The following is a 15,384-nucleotide window of genomic DNA, read 5'->3' as shown; positions in this document are numbered from 1 at the left end:
CGCACCCGCGGCAGACAGAAACGAGAGACCGTCCCCAAGCCGAGCCCCTGACGCTCTGGTGATGTGACGGACCTTCCGGGCCGAAATGCCCGGAATGCTGAGATCCGACTACGGTCTCGGCAACGGCTTCCCTGACCGATCCGGCGAGAAGCCGGAGCGGGGACTGATCCGGCGGGAGACCAGCGCGCGACTCGCCGCAGGTGACATGACGGCGGCGATCGCCAAGGTCCCGCGGCATACAAGCGGACGGGCCACCCACGCAACCGCGAACAGCCGTGCACACCATGACACCAAGGCCCGCATCCCACACGGCCTGTCCCACACCGACCGCCACTGCGGCAGCTGCAGGCCGCGGAGCCACGAAAGAGTGCCCCACCAACGCGACCAGCCGACCCCCGGGCCTGAGCACCCGCCCAGACACCGCGCGCAGCACCCGCACGGACACCAAAAGGACAGGCACGCTCCGGACCCAAGCGCGGCGACCGCAGGGGCCCCACGGTGCTGACCGACCCCAGACGCGGGGTCGGGACCGGGCCCCGACGGGACCCGGGACGTCCAGTGCCGGCGACCGACGTCGCTCGAGCGCAAATCGGACACCACCCGACTACGCCGAAGCCCTGCCCCATCACCGTCTCGCCGCCCACGTCGCAGACCACTGACGCGGCGGCGCGGGGGCGGGGTGGAGCAGGCAGGGCAGGCGAGGGGTCAGTCGCGGGGGCCGCTCCCGTCGTGGTAGCCCAGGTCGAGGTAGCGGGTGCTCCAGGAGCCGACGTCGGGCGTGCTGGCCAGGACATGGTGCCAGGGCTCGGCGCCGGGAGTGGCCGCCTCACCGGAGGCCGCCTCAGAGGACGCCCGGCCGCGGCACGGCCCCAGGCCGTTTCCTGACGTCAGGCAGCGAAACCGATGTTGGTGACGTACTCGTACTGACCCCATTCGGAGCCCAGGTCCACCGTCGCGTCGTTGACCCAGGCGTCGTCCAGGGCCTCGTCGTCCTCGTTGGCCCAGGCCTCGACGATTCGATCCCAGTGGCGCACATTGAGTGTGCGGAACGACAAGGCGCGCTGACGTGGGCGGGGGACCTGGGACTGGTTGAGCGGGTGGAACTCGACGCGGGTTCCACGGCCTTGGCGGTTCAAGCGGGCGAGCAAGTACCTGGCCACGTTGTGACGGCGTACGGCGCGGTACGCGCCCTCGACGGCCTGCAGGTTCTGCTGCGACGGATTGCGCTTGCCGTCCAGCCATGCCTGGAGGGTCCGGTTGGTGACAGTGAGGCCGGCCTCACGGGCCGCCTGACGGGCATGGGCGGTTCGGGTGAGGTAGTGCAGCCGCGCGAGCAGGCCGCGCCGCTGTGAAATCGGGGTGGCGATGAAGTTGGCGAGCGCATCGAGCTGACGCGCAACGGCTTCGTGCCCTTTGATGCCGCTGGCCCCGTATCTACCGAACTCGATGTTCCTATCCGGCACCCTCTACCCCTTGCCCGCAGCGCATTGGTGGAAGCCAGGAGATCCCATTCCAACGCTTGCCAATCCTACAAGATTTGAGGGGCCGAGACGCCAACCGCCCCGGGTTCTACAGCAAAGTCCGAGAGCATGTGGTCGCTGCTGCGACGCAGCAGCCAGACCAACACCGCTTTCACCGAGCCGGACCACCTGATGCGCGCCCTCCGGCGAGGCCTCCGCGAGATCCAGTACCGCAGCAATCTCGTCGACGGACGTCTCGCTGAAACCGGCCTCAGTTTGACGACATCACGCCAACAACGTCAGTAACCCTTGGGAGTGATCGCCTAGTTGGACGGTGCCAGGGTGCGCACGACGTCGAACTCGTTGCCCTCAGGGTCGGCCATGACCACCCAGCTCTGGCCGGGGTCCCGGCCCACGTCCACCTTGGCGGCGCCAAGGCCAAGAAGCCTGGCCACCTCGTCGTCGGTACTGCCGTCGATCGGGCTGACGTCCAGGTGGAGCCGGTTCTTCACGGTCTTGCCCTCAGGCACCCGGATAAAGAGCAGGGTGGGCGGCATCTGGCGGGCCCGGACCTCCTCGACGGTCGGCTCCCAGGAACCGATCTCGACCTTGCCCTCGCTCCGGTCGATCACCTTGAAGCCCAGGACCGCGCACCAGAAGGCCGCGAGCCGCTCCGGATCGTGGCAGTCGACAACCAACTCGGTGAACCTACTGGTCATGACTCCCCCAGACAGTGCGGACGGGGGCTTAGCCTATGTGACCGCGCCACCCCTCCGGTCCGGAATCGATACGACCACCAACCCTTGGAATCGATCATCTAGGCTCGAAGTCCCTGACGGGCTCGCGGCGCTGGCTGTATTCCGTGGTGTCTGTGAGGTATGGGGATGGGGACGGGCTGTCTGCTGCGGGACGATGGCGCCGGGGACGGTACGGATGCAGGCGGCTGAGCTGTTCGAGCAGAAGATCAAGCCGATCGAGGTCGCGCGGCGTCTGCGGGTGAGCCGGAAGTCGGCCTACCAGTTGCACCAGCTTTGGCGGGACGGCGGTGTGCAGGCGCTGGCCTCCCGTGGCCCGAGCGGATTGCGGTTCCGGCTGTCTCCGCGCTGCCTGGAGAAGCTGGCCGTGTATCTGGAGCAGGGCCCGGCCGCGCACGGCTGGGTGGAGGATCAGGTGTGGACGGCAGTGAGGGTGGCCACGCTGATCGGCACGAAGTTCCACGTCTCCCACAGTGTCTCGGGTGCCACGAGGCTGATGCACCGGCTCGGCTTCAGCCCGCAGGTGCCCGCGCGGCGGGTCGCTGAACGCGACGAGACGGCCGTAGCCGTGTGGAAGGAGGCGGCGTGGGAGGAGGTAAAAGAGCCCGGACGGCCTGCGGAGCTACGTCTGCTTCGAGGATGAGGCGGGCTTCACCCGGCGGCCGCCCAAAGGACGCACCTGGGGCCGGCGCGGTCGCACGCCGGTCGTGACAGTCAGTGGGAGACGCTCGGGGCGCCTGTCGGTGGCCGGGCTGATCGCGATGCGGCCCGGTTCCCGGACCCGGTTACGCCACCGTCTGCGCACCCACCCCGCGGGCAAAGGCAAGCGACGCAGCATGGGCGAGCGGGACTTCGTCGCGTTGATCGACGGTGTCCATCAGCTAGTCAAGGCGCCGATCGTGCTCGTGTGGGACCGTCTGAACATGCACGTCTCCTACGCCATGCGTGAGTTGATCGCCGAACGTGAATGGCTGACGGTGTTCCTGCTGTCCGCGTACTCGCCCGACCTCAATCCCGTCGAGGACGTGTGGGCACACGTCAAACGCAGCCTGGCCAACCTCGCCGTCGTCGCCCTCGACCGCCTGGAAACGCTCGTCCGCAACCGACTCAACCGCCTCCAGTACCGGCCCGACGCCCTCAACGGTTTCGTAGCGGGGACCGGCCTGGCCCTCGTCGGTCCGGCGCCGCCTCGACGGGCCGAAGTCGGTGACTCGTGCGCGGGGTGGAGCGGCAGAGGTGGACGACCGTCCGGTCTTTCCGGCTCGCGTGACGCGGTGGCGCGGCATTACGTGCCTGTTTCGGGCGCACGGAGACGCTCCGCCTGGTCGCGATGCTGGTGGCGCTTGCCCGGGCCGTCACGAGGGGAACCGCTCTGGGCGGAAGTCCGCCAGCATCTCGCCACTCTTCCCGCTGCGGATCTCCGAAGCAAGAAGCCGGCCGATTACCGGCCCGAGCGTGATGCCGCTATGGGAGACGGCCTCGTAGTAGCCCGGCACCGACGGTACCGCTCCCACCGAGGGGAATCCGTCGGCTGGGATGGGCCGGTGGGCTACCCGTGTCTGTGCGATGCGGGAGTTGCCGAGTTCGGGAACGACGTGCCGCGCCGATTCGTGGAGCAGCCGTGCGAGTTGGGCTGGATCTTCGCCTGTGTCGATGAGTGCGTCGATCTCGCGGCTGTGGAGGAGCACTGAAGCGTCGCCGTCAGGACGGATCTCGATGTGAGGCGCGTGCATGGCCCGGCGAACAGGGACCTGAGCGCAGTCGATCCGGGTGACGACGCCGGGTTCCCGGCGCATCGGCAAATGCCGTGCGATGAGCCCGGCGACGTGAGAGGCGTTGGGGCCCGCTGCGTTCACGACGATGTCGACGTCGAGACAGCTCCCATCGGACAGAGCAACTGTCCGGATGCTCCCGTCGGTACCGGTGCCGATGCCACAGACCGCGGTGCCGCAACGGAGTTCGGCGCCAGATGCAACGGCCTGGCCGACCAGGCGGCCGACGAGATGACGTCCGTGCACCCAGGCTTCGTCCGGATAGAACACGACTGGAACCTCGCCGGGCACCGTGAGAGCAGGTTCAAGGCGGCGCACCTCGACCCCCGTACACACCTCGACCCGGTAGTCCCAGCTTGCCAGCAGACCGGCTGTTTCCAGAAGCTTCATCTCCGCTGCGGGATCGTCTGCCCAGCGCAAGTGGCCACTGGGATACCACCATGAGTCTGGCCCAATGGTCCTGGCAAGCTCACGATGGGCTGCCATACCCGCGACGTTCAGGTCGAAATAGGACTTGCGCGCGGTCTTGTTGCTGGCATTCACCCACGAGAAAGACCAGTTGGTGACGCCTTCGCCTGGTTGGCCTGAGTCGATGAAGACGACCTTGGCGCCGTGCCGTGACAGGTTCCAGCCCACGCTGGCTCCGAGGATGCCCACTCCGATGACAGCAACACGTTCAGGCCGCTTCACAGACCCGATCCTCACGAACGCCCCCTGCCCAGATCATCGGCGAACTCCCCTTCCTAGCATGCAAGCACCGGTCACCGCTTGCTGCGGTTGTCTGGCACTACTTCCCCCCGCCCCCGCTCCGGGCCCATCAGGGACTTCAGGGAAGTTCAACCTGACGGGCCGAAGTCAGTAGTCCGTCGCACTGGAAGTGCTGATGGTGTAGACCTCCTTGACCTTCACCTCGGTCACGCCGCGGCCCTCGGGAAACACCGTGCGCCAGTCGCCGATGACGTGGAGCTCGTCGGTGCCCATCGCCCGGACGACCATCAGGCCCTCGTCGTAGGCGCGGTGGGCCTTCCACCACAGGTTCGCGAAGGCCTGCGAGCGGATCAGGTGCATCCAGTCGGAGCGGTACAGCTCCCGGTTGTAGTTCGACTCCCCCAGCGTCGAGACGAACTTCGAGTACATCGCCTTGACGTACTCCAGCGTCACCTCATCACCATCGGCGATCGCACGGTCCCGCGCGTCCTTCATGGCGACGCGGAACTTCTCCATCAGGCCTTCCGTGGCGCCGGATGTCCATGATTCGTGGATCACCGGCGGGTCGCACAGGCCGTACTTCTGGCCCGAGATCCGCAGCAGCAGGCGCAGGGTCGGCTCGGTCACCCAGAACGGTCCCGGCTCGTCCCGGCTGCCGATCGGGTTCGGCAGACAGGCGTCGTGTTCCCAGTCCGGTGGGGTGATCAGATGCACGCCGGCACGGCGCCGGTCGTGGTGATTGCCGGTGGAGTGCTCCAGCTGGCCGAGGGGCAGGTGAGTCTTGAGCGCGCTCAGGTAGGCCCCGTTCACGTCGAGCGCGGTGACCTCGTGCTCCCCCGGCGGCAGTTCGGGCCTGGCCCACTTGGGGCGGGCCTCCCAGATCTGGTCCGCGCCGCGGGAGGACTGCTTGCGCAGGACGTCGGGCAGCCACGGATGCGCGATGACTTCGTACCGGCCGCCCTTGCGGCTGTGCTCCAGCAGCGCCATCGCGTCCGGGATCGCCCGCTTCACCAGAGCCTGGGTCGCCGCCTCGACATCGCCGGAATGCTCGGCAAGCGCGGCCGCGACAGCGGAGCCGATCAGGTCCGGCGCATCGGCACTTTTCAGCCGACGGCCCACGGGCACGATCCTGACCCCGGCTTCCGGCTGCCCGCGGCGGCCCGCGGGTTCCGATTGTCGGGGCTCCCTGGGCGAAGCCGGCTTCACCGGCACCGCGGGCCCGACCGTCCGCGCGGTCTTGTCGGCACCGCAGTCGGCGGAGTCCAGGTGCTGGGGGAATCCGGCGACCTGCTGGCGGGCCGGCTGCCCGCACAGCGCGCAGGGCCGGGGCACGGCGAGCTCCTCGACGTCGTCGTCCTGACCGACGGACAGCTCGGCTTGCGCCGGCACCATGCCCTCCGGCTCGACAGCCGGGTTCTTGCGGGGCTCCTCGGCCGCCAGTTTGGTCCGTGCACCGTTGAGGAAGTACGCGTACTTCTCCCGCACTTCGCCGCTCGGGTCCCGCCCCGACTCCCAGCCCCCGACCGTCGACGGACTGACCCCCAAGGTCTGGGCGAGCTGGACACGCGAGACGTTCAGCCCCTCGCGCAGGGCGCGCCGCTCCTCCACCGGAGGCAGCGCAACCTCCTTCTTGGCCCCCGCCAGCAGCGCGTCGATCGCACCGAAGTCCGTCATCACGCTTCTCCGTCGGCGCTCGCAGCGCGAGCGGCCGCGGTACGGCGGCCGGGAACACGGCGACGCTCGGCAGGCAGCGCTTCAGCAGCCCGGGTGGGTCCTGCCAGGAGATCGAGGACATCGATCCCGTAGTGCCCGGCGACCGCGTCGCAGTCAGTCAGACTCCATGCAGCCAAGCCGGACTGACGGCGGCTCACTTGAGTCTGACTCACCCCGAGAACAGATGCGAGATCGGTCTGTGACTCGCCGGCGGCATGCAAGAGGGCCGCCACAGCCGACCGCACCCGCTCCTCCAGACTCATACCCATAACGCAGACCATACCACCGATCAAGCATTCTCTATACGTATTTCGCATCGCACCGTGGAGCTGAATCGGCCGAATTCAGATACCGCCCTCACCTTGAGCCAGTCGGCAGCCTGCGGCTATAGAGTGCACCGCACTTGAACGCTCAATCGGTGCGAGTAGCCCCCGTGATCGCCGGAATGCTCGACCAGGCTGCCGCGTTCGACGGCACCGTCTTCCGGCAGCTCGGGACTGGCACTGCTTGGCGCGGGGCTGCGGGCGAGGCATGGCGACCCATCGGGTGGATGCCGCTCTTGCCGGTGGCGTTCACGGGTAGAGCGACCCAGCGTCTTCTGAGACCTTCTCCGACCCCGTCTGGACTGTCACAATGCCGACATGCACGTTCGGGGGGATGCGCAGTCGTGCCTGCGGCGGTTCGCAGCCGGGCCGGTCGGGGGGATCGCCGCTGCGGCCGCGGCGCTGCTGATCGCGCTGTCGGGGCGCTATGGCTTCCATCGCGACGAGCTGTACTTCCTGCTCGCCGGCCAGCACCCGGCCTGGGGCTATCCGGACCAGCCACCGCTCACGCCGCTGCTGGCCAGGCTCGGCGCGGAGCTCTTCGGTTCCACCCCGACCGGCGTGCGGATCCTGCCCGCGCTGCTCACCGCGGTCACGATCACGCTCACCGCGTTGATATCCCGAGAGTTGGGTGCCGGACGCGGCGGGCAGGAACTCGCGGCAGGAGCCGCGGCCTGCTCAGGCTATACGCTCGGAATCGGCCACCTGCTCTCCACCGCGACCTTCGATCTGACAGCCTGGCTGGCGATTGTTCTGCTGATGCTCCGAGTGCTGCGCACGGGTGAATTCCGCTGGTGGCCTTCGCTGGGAGCGTTGATCGGCATCGCACTGCTGAACAAGCTGCTGGTGCTGGGGCTGTTGCCGGCCTTGGCAATGGGCGTGCTGACCGCCGGACCCCGCGGCTTCTTCGTACCGCGTCCACGTGCGCTGCTGGGCCCGCTGACCGCCGTCCTCGCCGCGCTGCCCTTCGCGATCCCCACCCTGTGGTGGCAGGCCGCACATGGTTGGCCCGAACTGACGGTAGCTCACGGAATCAGCGCCGATGTCGGAACCGGCGGGCGTTTGCTCGCCCTGCCGATGCAGCTGCTCCAGTTCTCGCCGATACTGGCACCCCTGTGGCTGACGGGGCTGAGCCGGCTCTTGCGCCGGCCGGAGCTTCGCTGGGCCCGACCGGTTGTAGTGGCCTGGGTGGTGCTGTGCCTGCTGGTGCTGGCCGGCGGCGGCAAGGGGTACTACCCGATTCCGCTGCTGTACGCCATCAGCGCCGCCGGCTGCGAGCCCTACGCCCACTGGATCCGTGAGCACCGCATCAAGCTGGCAGGCGGACTGCTTGCGGCCCTGCTCACCAGCGCCCTGGCCGCCCTGCCAGTGCTGCCCGCATCGGCGCTGTCCGTGCCGATGGCCGTCGACCCCGACCTCGGCGAGGAGGTCGGCTGGCCTCAACTCGCACGCGCCACCGCCACCGGCTGGGAGGCGATCCCCGCCGACCAGCGAGCCACTGCCGTGTTGCTGACCGCGAACTACGGCGAGGCCGGGGCCATCGCACGGTACGGGCCCGCCCTCGGTCTGCCCACGCCGTACTCCGGCCACATGGGCCTGCACGCCTGGGGCCCGCCGCCGGCCACCGCCACGGGTCCCGTGCTGCTCGTCCACCCGGCGGACTACCCCGAGTTGGAGCACCACTTCACCGCCTGTCGCACGATGGCGCGCGTCGACAACGGGCACGACACCGCGAACCAGGAGCAGCACGCGGCTGTGGTGCTCTGCGCAGGGCCGGACCGGCCATGGCTCGAACTCTGGCCGCTGCTGCTCCGATACTGAGCAGCCACGTTCCTCTGCACATTGCGCTCCGCAACCTGCGGGATGATCTCGGTGAGAAGGAAGGTGACGTACTGGTCGTCGAAGGCGTCGTACTCGTTGTCGCGGTTCTTGGGGTTCTCCGCGTGAGGGAAGACGCCAGGATCGACGAACGCGCCGATGGTGACGGGTATGTCACCGCGGTGAATGAGGTTGTCCAGGACGATCGCGCCGCGTACCTCCCCTGCGGGGCCCAGGTACCACCATCCGTCCTGGAACACCATCAAGGATGCCGGTTCCGCTGGGTCGTACTGTGCAGGCACGTGGACCCAGAACTTCCGAAAGGTTGGGTGCCGGCCGGGTGGGCTGCCCGTGCGTACTCCACGGCTGTGACGAGTGCGACGCCGAAGAACGAAGAGACCCAAAGGGCCTCGTGAAGGGGCGTCCGTCGGCATCAGGCAGTTCCCAGCCGTCGACAGTTGGGCAACGCTCTCCTCTCAGCGCCACGGAGACTACGTACGTGACGGCCATGCCTGTGCGGTCGGAGCAGGCCGTGGAGTTGGTGGTGGCGCCCGGCGCCCAGTACGTGGCGGAGGACCCGGCACCAAAGTCGGGCGCTCCGGTTTTGCGTCGGCCGCGCTGGGCTGATGGGGCCCTCGTTGTCGCCGAGACGTGGCAGGCGCAGGGTAGGGCCGGCCCGTTGGCGTACCGCAGGGAGTCGAGTCCCGGACCGGTGGCCCGGTGCGCTCCGGCGCGAGAGCGGACGGGCGATGTCTGCTGTCGCCCGGGCCGTGTGTCATCGGGCGGGCACGGTCTACGATCAACGCTGCCGAGTGAAAACCGCTTACCGCCAGGGGACTTGGGGCTGTGGACGACCGGGATCTGATACTCGCTGACCGCTACCGCCTGGTGCGCCCGCTGGGGCGCGGCGGGATGGGAGAGGTGTGGGAGGCGCAGGACGCGAGCCTACGGCGGCCGGTCGCAGTCAAGGTGATCTCGGTCCTCGCGGGTGGCGGCAGTCGGGCCGACGAGGCGCGCGCCCGGTTTCTGCGGGAGGCGCGGATCACCGCCGCGCTTCAGCATCCCCATATCGTGACCGTCCACGACCTCGGTGAGGCAGCCACCGGCCAGGGCACGACGCCGTTCCTCGTGATGGAGCTGCTCCAGGGCGAGGGTCTGGACGCGGTTGTCCGGCGCGGACCTGTCGGCGAAGAGGAGGTGGCGCGGTGGGGGGCGCAGGTGTGCGACGCGCTGGGTGAGGCGCATGCCGCCGGCATCCTTCACCGCGACATCAAGCCCGCGAATCTGTTCGTCGCGGCCTCGGGCAGTCTGAAGGTGCTCGACTTCGGGATCGCCCGCGCCGCCGACGCCTCGGCTACCGGTGACCGGTTGACCCACACCGGGTTCATGGTGGGCACGGCCGCGTACATGGCACCGGAGCAGGCACGCGGGCGCCCCGAGCAGCGCAGCGACCTGTACTCCCTCGGGTGTGTACTGTTCGAACTGCTCACCGGGCGCCTGCCGTTCGACGCCCCGGACACCCTCGGGTATGTCACGGCGCACCTTCACGATCCGCCCCCCGCGCCGAGCAGCCTCGTGCCCGGCGTCTCCGCTGCGTGGGACCGCCTGGTCGGCCGGCTGCTGGCCAAGGACCCGCGCGAGCGGTACGAATCGGCCGCCGTACTCGCCGACGAGTTGCGGCGCTTCGGTGGTGTGCGGCAGGCCGTACCCGCCGTTCGCTACACCCCCACCGCCGCCGACCGCGAGGAGCACGGGGCGAGCTCACCGCCTTCGGCTGCCTCCGTTTCCGACGATCTCGCGGCGGCATCTACGGTTCAGGCGCCTGCAGGGTCATTCGGTGGCACAGGCATGAGCCGACGCAGCCTGCTCCTGAAGGGTGCGGGCGTCGCCGCGGTCGCGGTCGCCGGAGGGGCGGCGGCGGTGTACCTGACCGGCGACCCCGAGCGGGACCCCGTCGCCTGGTCGCAGAAGATCGCGGACGTCGACCTGATCAACTCCGACGGCCCTGACGTCGTCCTGGCCGGCGGCCGGTGTCATGTGGCCGCCGGCCACTACTACCGGGAGACCGCCGCGCTCCACACCTTCGACCTCGCCACCGGCAAGCCTGTGTGGAAGGTCTCCCTCGACGCGGCCTGGGCCCGGGAAGCACGCTTCACGGTCGTCGGCGGCACGCTGCTGGCCCTGACCCAGGACCCCGCCGACAAAGGCGGACTGGTGCACGCCTTCGACGCCGCCACCGGCGAGCGCCGCTGGCAGCGGTCGGTGCCCTACGGCGCCATGGGGCTGGATGTGCACCGGCCCAGCGGCCTGCTGATCAGCGGGGAGGACGGATACGTGAGCGGAACCGATCCGCGCACCGGCGAGCAGCGATGGGCGATCGACGTGTCCTCCCCGTACGCCGCCACGTGGATCCTGGCCGACGACCTGATCCTGTGCAGCGGCGGAATCGCCGTGGTCGGCAGAACGGGCGAGAAGCTGTGGACACGCTCGGGCTTCCAACCGCAGGGCGACCTGGCGCAGCCCCTGGGGGAGGGCCTGCTCTGCTACGAGGCCGGCAGGACGGACCCCGTCGATCTCGTCTGCCGCAAGGCGGCCACGGGAGAGGTGATGTGGCGGAGCCCGTTCCAGAAGACCAAGCCGGATGCATACGCCGCCGGGGCCTTCCAGCCGCTCGACGAGCTGGTGTCGGGCACCACGGTGTTCCTTCCGCTGGCCGCGGGGTCCCGCCGGAAACCGACCGCACTGAACGGACTCACCGGCGAGCAGACCTGGACCTACGGCAGCACGTACCAAGAGGTTGACCTGAAGGAACAGGGGACGACGAGCGTGGCGGGCGGGTTCGTCCTGCCCACGGGATCGGGACCGGTGTGCCTGGCCGCCGACGACGGCACGAAACGGTGGCACGCCGCTACTCCGAGAGTGCAGACCACCAGCAAATACGCCATGCTCTCCGGGACAGGGCAGGCCCGCGTGCTCCAACGCTGGACCAGCGTGCGGATCGTCGAAGTGGAGCACGGCCGCACGCTCTGGACAGGCCAGTTCGACAGCACGGCCATGAGCGAGCCTGCCGCGAGCGGCGACTCGATCGTGTTCCTCGACGGCAGCGGCACACTGTGGGCGGTGCGCGTGTGACCTTTTGGGCCTGGTGGAGAGCGACCACTACCGCTGGCTGACCTGTGTGTTCGGACCCGGGTAGGTGCTACGCATCGCGCATCCTGGGCCGCGGCGTGTCCCATGCGCACCCGATGAACGCGGCCCTGTCACCGCCCGGGAGCCGGCATTCGCTGGATGTCGCCCACGACGTCGGTGCCGCACAGTACGGCATCAGGGTTGGTGACGGGGCCCGATTTCGGTGGGCACGGTGGCAGCGCCGCTGAGTCTGATGGGAGCGTCGGCCAGGTGGGGCCAGTGGTTGGCCTCCTAGGCGAGGTGGGGCCGGAAGCGGAAGGACTGTGACAGGGCCGGCCGGGTGCCGTGGAAGCCGGTCATGACGTCTTTGGCTCCGCGCCATTGGTAGATGGCCTGGGCGAAGTCGCCGACCATGACGAGCTGGCTGTGGTCGCGTCGGGCGAGGAAGACCTGTTCCACGACGGGGTTGGCGTGCAGTCGGAGCGCATTTCGCCGCGACCCACACGCCCAGATGTACGCCCGCTTACGAAGCGAGCGCTGCGGTGCTTGGAGGCCGTGAGGCGTGAGGCCCGGAGCGCGGCGCCTGCAAAGGTGGGGGTGTGCGTCGTTCGGTCAGGGCTCCTGTACGACGCCGGCCTGGCGCCCGGGCGGGGCGGTGGGAAGGACGACGGTGAAGCGGGCGCCTTCCGGGGTGTTCGTGGCAGTGATGGTGCCGGCGTGGGCGTGGACGACGCGCTGGGCGATCGCGAGTCCGCGGCCGGCCCCGCCGGTCGCGCGGTTGCGAGAGGACTCGGCACGGTAGAGCGGCTCGAACACGTACGGGAGGTCGTCGGGGGCGATGCCGGCTCCGGTGTCGGCAACGCTGGTGAGCACCTGCTGCCCGGCGTGATGGCACGTCACGGTGATACGTCCGCCCGGAGTGTGTGGCGCAGGGCGTTGTCGATCAGGTTGCCGATGGCCATGGTCAGCAGGTGTTCGTCGCCGGCGGGCAGGCAGCTGTCGTCGGGTGCCTCGATCATGAGTTGAATGCCCTGGGTGCGGGCCCGGGGCTGGTGGGCGAGGACGGTGCCCTGGAGCAGCGCGGCCATGTCGACCTGGGTGAAGGTGGGCTTCTGGTCGAGGAATTCCATGCGGGCGTAGGTGAAGAGGTCGGTGACGAGGTGGTCGAGCGTGTCGGCGCTGCGGCGGCAGACCTGGAGGTAGCGGTCGGTTCGCTCGGGTGTGGTGGCCAGGCCGTCGTGGAGGCCGTCGAGGTAGGAGCGCAGCTTGAAGGCTCCCCTCCCTGAAGGGAGGGGGATTCGTCACCCTCCAGGGCTGAGCGGGGATTTACGGCTCAGGCCGCCACCGGAGCCAGCGGCTCGGGTGGTCTTACGCCCTCGACACCGTCCGGGTTCCAACCTGCCCGGACCAGCATCACGCGGGCGGAGTTCTTGTCCCTGGGGGACACGGCTCCACACGCGGTGCAGGCATACGTTCTCATCGAGAGAGGTAGTGCGTGCTTGGTTCTCGCTCCGCACTTGGCACAGTCCATCGTGGTGTGCGCCGGGTGCACCAGACGGACGTCCCGCCCGTGCTTGCGGCCCATCTCGCACAGGGCACGCTTCGTCGCGGCGATGGCGGCATCGGCCGCCTTGCGGGCCATGGTGGTCTTCGCCAGGAACTTCGGCCTAAAGTCCTCCACCGCAACCCCGTCATGGCCGCGCATCACGGACTTGGCCCACTTACGGCCGGTGTCCTCACGCTGCCTCGCGATCTTCTTGTGCAGCTTCGCCGCCTGCGCCTGCGCGGCCCGGTAGCCGGCGGATGCGGGCTGTCCCTTCGGACGCCGACGCCGGGCCATCATCCGCTGATACCTCGCCAGCCGCTGCGCGGCCCGCTTGCCGTGCTCGCCATGCGGCAGATCGTAGGCGTCGTCGGTGGTCGTGGCGGCCTCCTTCACACCCCAGTCCACCCCGAGCACACGCCCCGTGCGGGCGAGCGGTTCGCTCTGCGCGGCAACGACGAAGGACACATACCAATGTCCGAGCGTGTCCTGATACACGCGCACACTCGACGGATCGGCCGGAAGGGGCCGCGACCACACCACCCTCAGCACGATCTGGCCCGCAAGGTGCAGGCGGCCGTCCTTGAGGCGGAAACCGCGCTTCGTGTAGTTGAGGCTGCACCGCACCTCCCGCTTCTTCTTGAAGCGGGGCATCTGGGCCCGGCGGTGCATCGGCAACCGGTCCTTGATGTCCTTCAGCGCTTTGGCACGGGACTTGGCAAAGTCGCGTATCACCTGCTGCTGCGGCACCGACGCGCCCTCAGCCAGCCATGGCGTCACCCCGCGGGCCTCGGTCAGCATCTTGTCCAACTACGCCGGACCACAGGTCACCTTCTCGCCGGTCGCCCGGCTCTGCACGTGGACCTGCTTGGACTTCGCGACGCACTCATTCCAGAGCCACCGGCAGCGCGCCCACTCCGCTTCAAGTGCGCGCCGCGCAGCAGCCGACAGGCGCACACGGAAGGTGTACCGGGCATGCCCGGTGTCCTTCGTGGTCGCCTCTGTCGTCATGCATCCGAACCTACCCGAGGGGACTGACAGTTGAGAGTTCTTGATCAATTGTGGGCGCGACATCACCGCCGTGCGGGATGGACGCCGGATCACCCTGACGGCGACCCGGCTATCCCTGCCCTGCTCCGCAGGACTCCGATTCCTCCCCGGCCTGAAGGCCAGGGCATCCTCGGAGGAACCCGGTGAACAGGGGGGTGCGCAGGTCGTGGGCGATGGCGCCGATGAACAGACGGCGTTGGTCTTCCAGTTCGGCGCGTTGGGCGCGGGCCTCGTGGAGCTGGCCGGCGGCGGTGTTCAGGGCGGAGGCGACGTCGGCGACCTCGCGGACGCGCGCCGTGGGCAGGGGCGTTGGACCTTCCTGGACGGCGAGGTTACGTGCGGCCTGGCTCATCGCCGCCAGGGGGCGGACGACGTGGCGGCCGAGGAGGATGCCGGTGGCCGACACGGTGAGCACGAGGACCCTCGCTCTGGCAGTGAACGGCAGGATCCAGCCGGTGCGAGTGGTGGGGTGCGGGATGACCCAGCCACTGCCCAGGTCGGCCTGTCTGCCGGGGCCGGGCACGGTGAATCTCTCGGCCGGGGCGATGCGGGCCGGTTGGCTTCCGGCGGCCAGTGTGGTGAACCAGGGGCCGTGGGCGGGGCGCAGTTCGGCGTCGACCTGCTTGGCTGCGAAATAGGTTCGGGCGGCGGTCTGCCAGGCGTGGTCGTTCCACCGGTTCACGCCGTCGATCACGAAGGTACGAGCGGCGGCGAAGACCACCGACGAACCGGCGGAGGTGCCGGCGTTCTACGGCTCCCCCGCCGAGCACCGGGTCCACCTGCGCACCACGAATCCGAGTCGACCTTCAGCTCCGTCAAGTTCCGGGGCCGGGTCACCCACGGCGCGGGCAGCCCGGCCGCCGCGCCGGCGATGGTCTTCAAGCTCGTCGCATCCCCCCAACGCAGGCGCGGCATCACCGGTGCCTCCCTGATGTTCCTGCTCCGCGCCGGAGCCCGGTTCGAGAACGGCGTCCTGGTCGAGCGCTCCGAGGTCGCAGCGGCCTAAGGGCTGTCCCGTAAGCCGTGCTTCAGCTGAGGGTGGCAGGGCGCAGGTGGAGAAGTCGGTGGCAGGCTGACCGCCGATAAGGGACGATCACGACGTGCACGGCCATG

At 69.1% G+C, this 15,384-nt stretch carries 11 protein-coding genes and 5 pseudogenes; 6 read left to right on the top strand and 10 right to left on the bottom strand.

From position 1 onward, the window contains the following. Window positions 1-887: 887 nt before the first annotated feature. Window positions 888-1,463, bottom strand: coding sequence for a transcriptional regulator (locus tag SRB17_RS25165; protein ID WP_323376200.1), 576 nt, complete (start codon window positions 1,461-1,463; stop codon window positions 888-890). A gap of 120 nt (window positions 1,464-1,583) precedes the next feature. Here SRB17_RS25165 and SRB17_RS25160 point away from each other — a divergent pair. Then, window positions 1,584-1,766 (top strand): annotated as a pseudogene (locus SRB17_RS25160) (IS630 family transposase); the annotation flags it as partial. Between the two features lie 17 nt (window positions 1,767-1,783). On the opposite strand, the gene SRB17_RS25155 reads toward SRB17_RS25160, so the two are convergent. Then, window positions 1,784-2,179 (bottom strand): VOC family protein, encoded by a 396-nt coding sequence (locus tag SRB17_RS25155; protein WP_153542315.1) that lies wholly within the window; start codon window positions 2,177-2,179, stop codon window positions 1,784-1,786. A gap of 214 nt (window positions 2,180-2,393) precedes the next feature. On the opposite strand from SRB17_RS25155, the gene SRB17_RS25150 reads away from it, so the two are divergent. After that, window positions 2,394-2,858 carry a winged helix-turn-helix domain-containing protein gene (locus SRB17_RS25150; RefSeq protein ID WP_228396239.1) on the top strand — a complete coding sequence of 155 codons (465 nt, stop codon included), beginning with the start codon at window positions 2,394-2,396 and terminating at the stop codon, window positions 2,856-2,858. Next, window positions 2,830-3,405, top strand: a pseudogene (locus tag SRB17_RS25145) (transposase); the annotation flags it as partial. The gene SRB17_RS25150 and the pseudogene SRB17_RS25145, both read left to right, overlap by 29 nt. A 165-nt stretch (window positions 3,406-3,570) precedes the next feature. Here the strand turns inward: SRB17_RS25145 and SRB17_RS25140 are convergent. From SRB17_RS25140 to SRB17_RS25130, 3 genes are all read right to left on the bottom strand, one after another. Further along, window positions 3,571-4,677, bottom strand: a complete 1,107-nt coding sequence (locus SRB17_RS25140; protein WP_323376199.1) for an FAD-dependent oxidoreductase — start codon at window positions 4,675-4,677, stop codon at window positions 3,571-3,573. 165 nt (window positions 4,678-4,842) lie between these two features. Next, window positions 4,843-6,369 (bottom strand): helix-turn-helix domain-containing protein, encoded by a 1,527-nt coding sequence (locus SRB17_RS25135; protein WP_153542314.1) that lies wholly within the window; start codon window positions 6,367-6,369, stop codon window positions 4,843-4,845. After that, entirely contained in the window at window positions 6,369-6,677 is a 309-nt protein-coding gene (locus tag SRB17_RS25130) for a helix-turn-helix domain-containing protein (RefSeq protein ID WP_153542313.1), read from the bottom strand. The genes SRB17_RS25135 and SRB17_RS25130 overlap by 1 nt, the downstream gene beginning before the upstream one ends. Before the next feature lie 372 nt (window positions 6,678-7,049). On the opposite strand from SRB17_RS25130, the gene SRB17_RS25125 reads away from it, so the two are divergent. Beyond that, the gene (locus SRB17_RS25125) at window positions 7,050-8,552 is read left to right on the top strand and encodes an ArnT family glycosyltransferase (protein ID WP_153542312.1); all 1,503 of its coding nucleotides are present in this window, start codon (window positions 7,050-7,052) and stop codon (window positions 8,550-8,552) included. An 843-nt stretch (window positions 8,553-9,395) separates the two neighbouring features. Further along, window positions 9,396-11,681, top strand: a complete 2,286-nt coding sequence (locus SRB17_RS25120; RefSeq protein WP_153542311.1) for a protein kinase domain-containing protein — start codon at window positions 9,396-9,398, stop codon at window positions 11,679-11,681. Between the two features lie 167 nt (window positions 11,682-11,848). Here the strand turns inward: SRB17_RS25120 and SRB17_RS25115 are convergent. The 5 genes and pseudogenes from SRB17_RS25115 to SRB17_RS48560 all read right to left on the bottom strand — a co-directional run. Beyond that, window positions 11,849-12,146: pseudogene (locus SRB17_RS25115) on the bottom strand (DNA helicase); the annotation flags it as partial. A gap of 144 nt (window positions 12,147-12,290) precedes the next feature. Next, window positions 12,291-12,578, bottom strand: a complete 288-nt coding sequence (locus SRB17_RS45530; protein WP_194294125.1) for a sensor histidine kinase — start codon at window positions 12,576-12,578, stop codon at window positions 12,291-12,293. Then, window positions 12,575-12,808, bottom strand: a complete 234-nt coding sequence (locus SRB17_RS45525; protein ID WP_194294124.1) for a hypothetical protein — start codon at window positions 12,806-12,808, stop codon at window positions 12,575-12,577. The genes SRB17_RS45530 and SRB17_RS45525 overlap by 4 nt, the downstream gene beginning before the upstream one ends. Window positions 12,809-13,011: 203 nt before the next feature. After that, window positions 13,012-14,232 (bottom strand): annotated as a pseudogene (locus SRB17_RS25105) (RNA-guided endonuclease InsQ/TnpB family protein). Between the two features lie 109 nt (window positions 14,233-14,341). Next, on the bottom strand, window positions 14,342-14,677 hold the full coding sequence (locus tag SRB17_RS48560; RefSeq protein WP_416237085.1) for a HAMP domain-containing protein: 336 nt from the start codon (window positions 14,675-14,677) through the stop codon (window positions 14,342-14,344). Between the two features lie 295 nt (window positions 14,678-14,972). Between SRB17_RS48560 and SRB17_RS48555 the strand changes: the two are divergent. Next, window positions 14,973-15,277 (top strand): annotated as a pseudogene (locus SRB17_RS48555) (IS256 family transposase); the annotation flags it as partial. Window positions 15,278-15,384 lie beyond the last annotated feature (107 nt).

This window comes from Streptomyces sp. RB17, assembly GCF_009604455.1.
Lineage (GTDB): Bacteria > Actinomycetota > Actinomycetes > Streptomycetales > Streptomycetaceae > Streptomyces.
The sequence above is the reverse complement of the archived record's forward strand: the minus strand, read 5'-3'. Positions and strand labels throughout refer to the sequence as shown.

Excerpts from the sequence above, each read along its gene's own strand:
- SRB17_RS25155 (WP_153542315.1), bottom strand. The coding sequence starts at position 2,179 with ATGACCAGTAGGTTCACCGAGTTGGTTGTCGACTGCCACGATCCGGAG.
- SRB17_RS25150 (WP_228396239.1), top strand. The coding sequence starts at position 2,394 with ATGCAGGCGGCTGAGCTGTTCGAGCAGAAGATCAAGCCGATCGAGGTC.
- SRB17_RS25135 (WP_153542314.1), bottom strand. The coding sequence starts at position 6,369 with ATGACGGACTTCGGTGCGATCGACGCGCTGCTGGCGGGGGCCAAGAAG.
- SRB17_RS25130 (WP_153542313.1), bottom strand. The coding sequence starts at position 6,677 with ATGGGTATGAGTCTGGAGGAGCGGGTGCGGTCGGCTGTGGCGGCCCTC.
- SRB17_RS25125 (WP_153542312.1), top strand. The coding sequence starts at position 7,050 with ATGCACGTTCGGGGGGATGCGCAGTCGTGCCTGCGGCGGTTCGCAGCC.
- SRB17_RS45525 (WP_194294124.1), bottom strand. The coding sequence starts at position 12,808 with ATGGAATTCCTCGACCAGAAGCCCACCTTCACCCAGGTCGACATGGCC.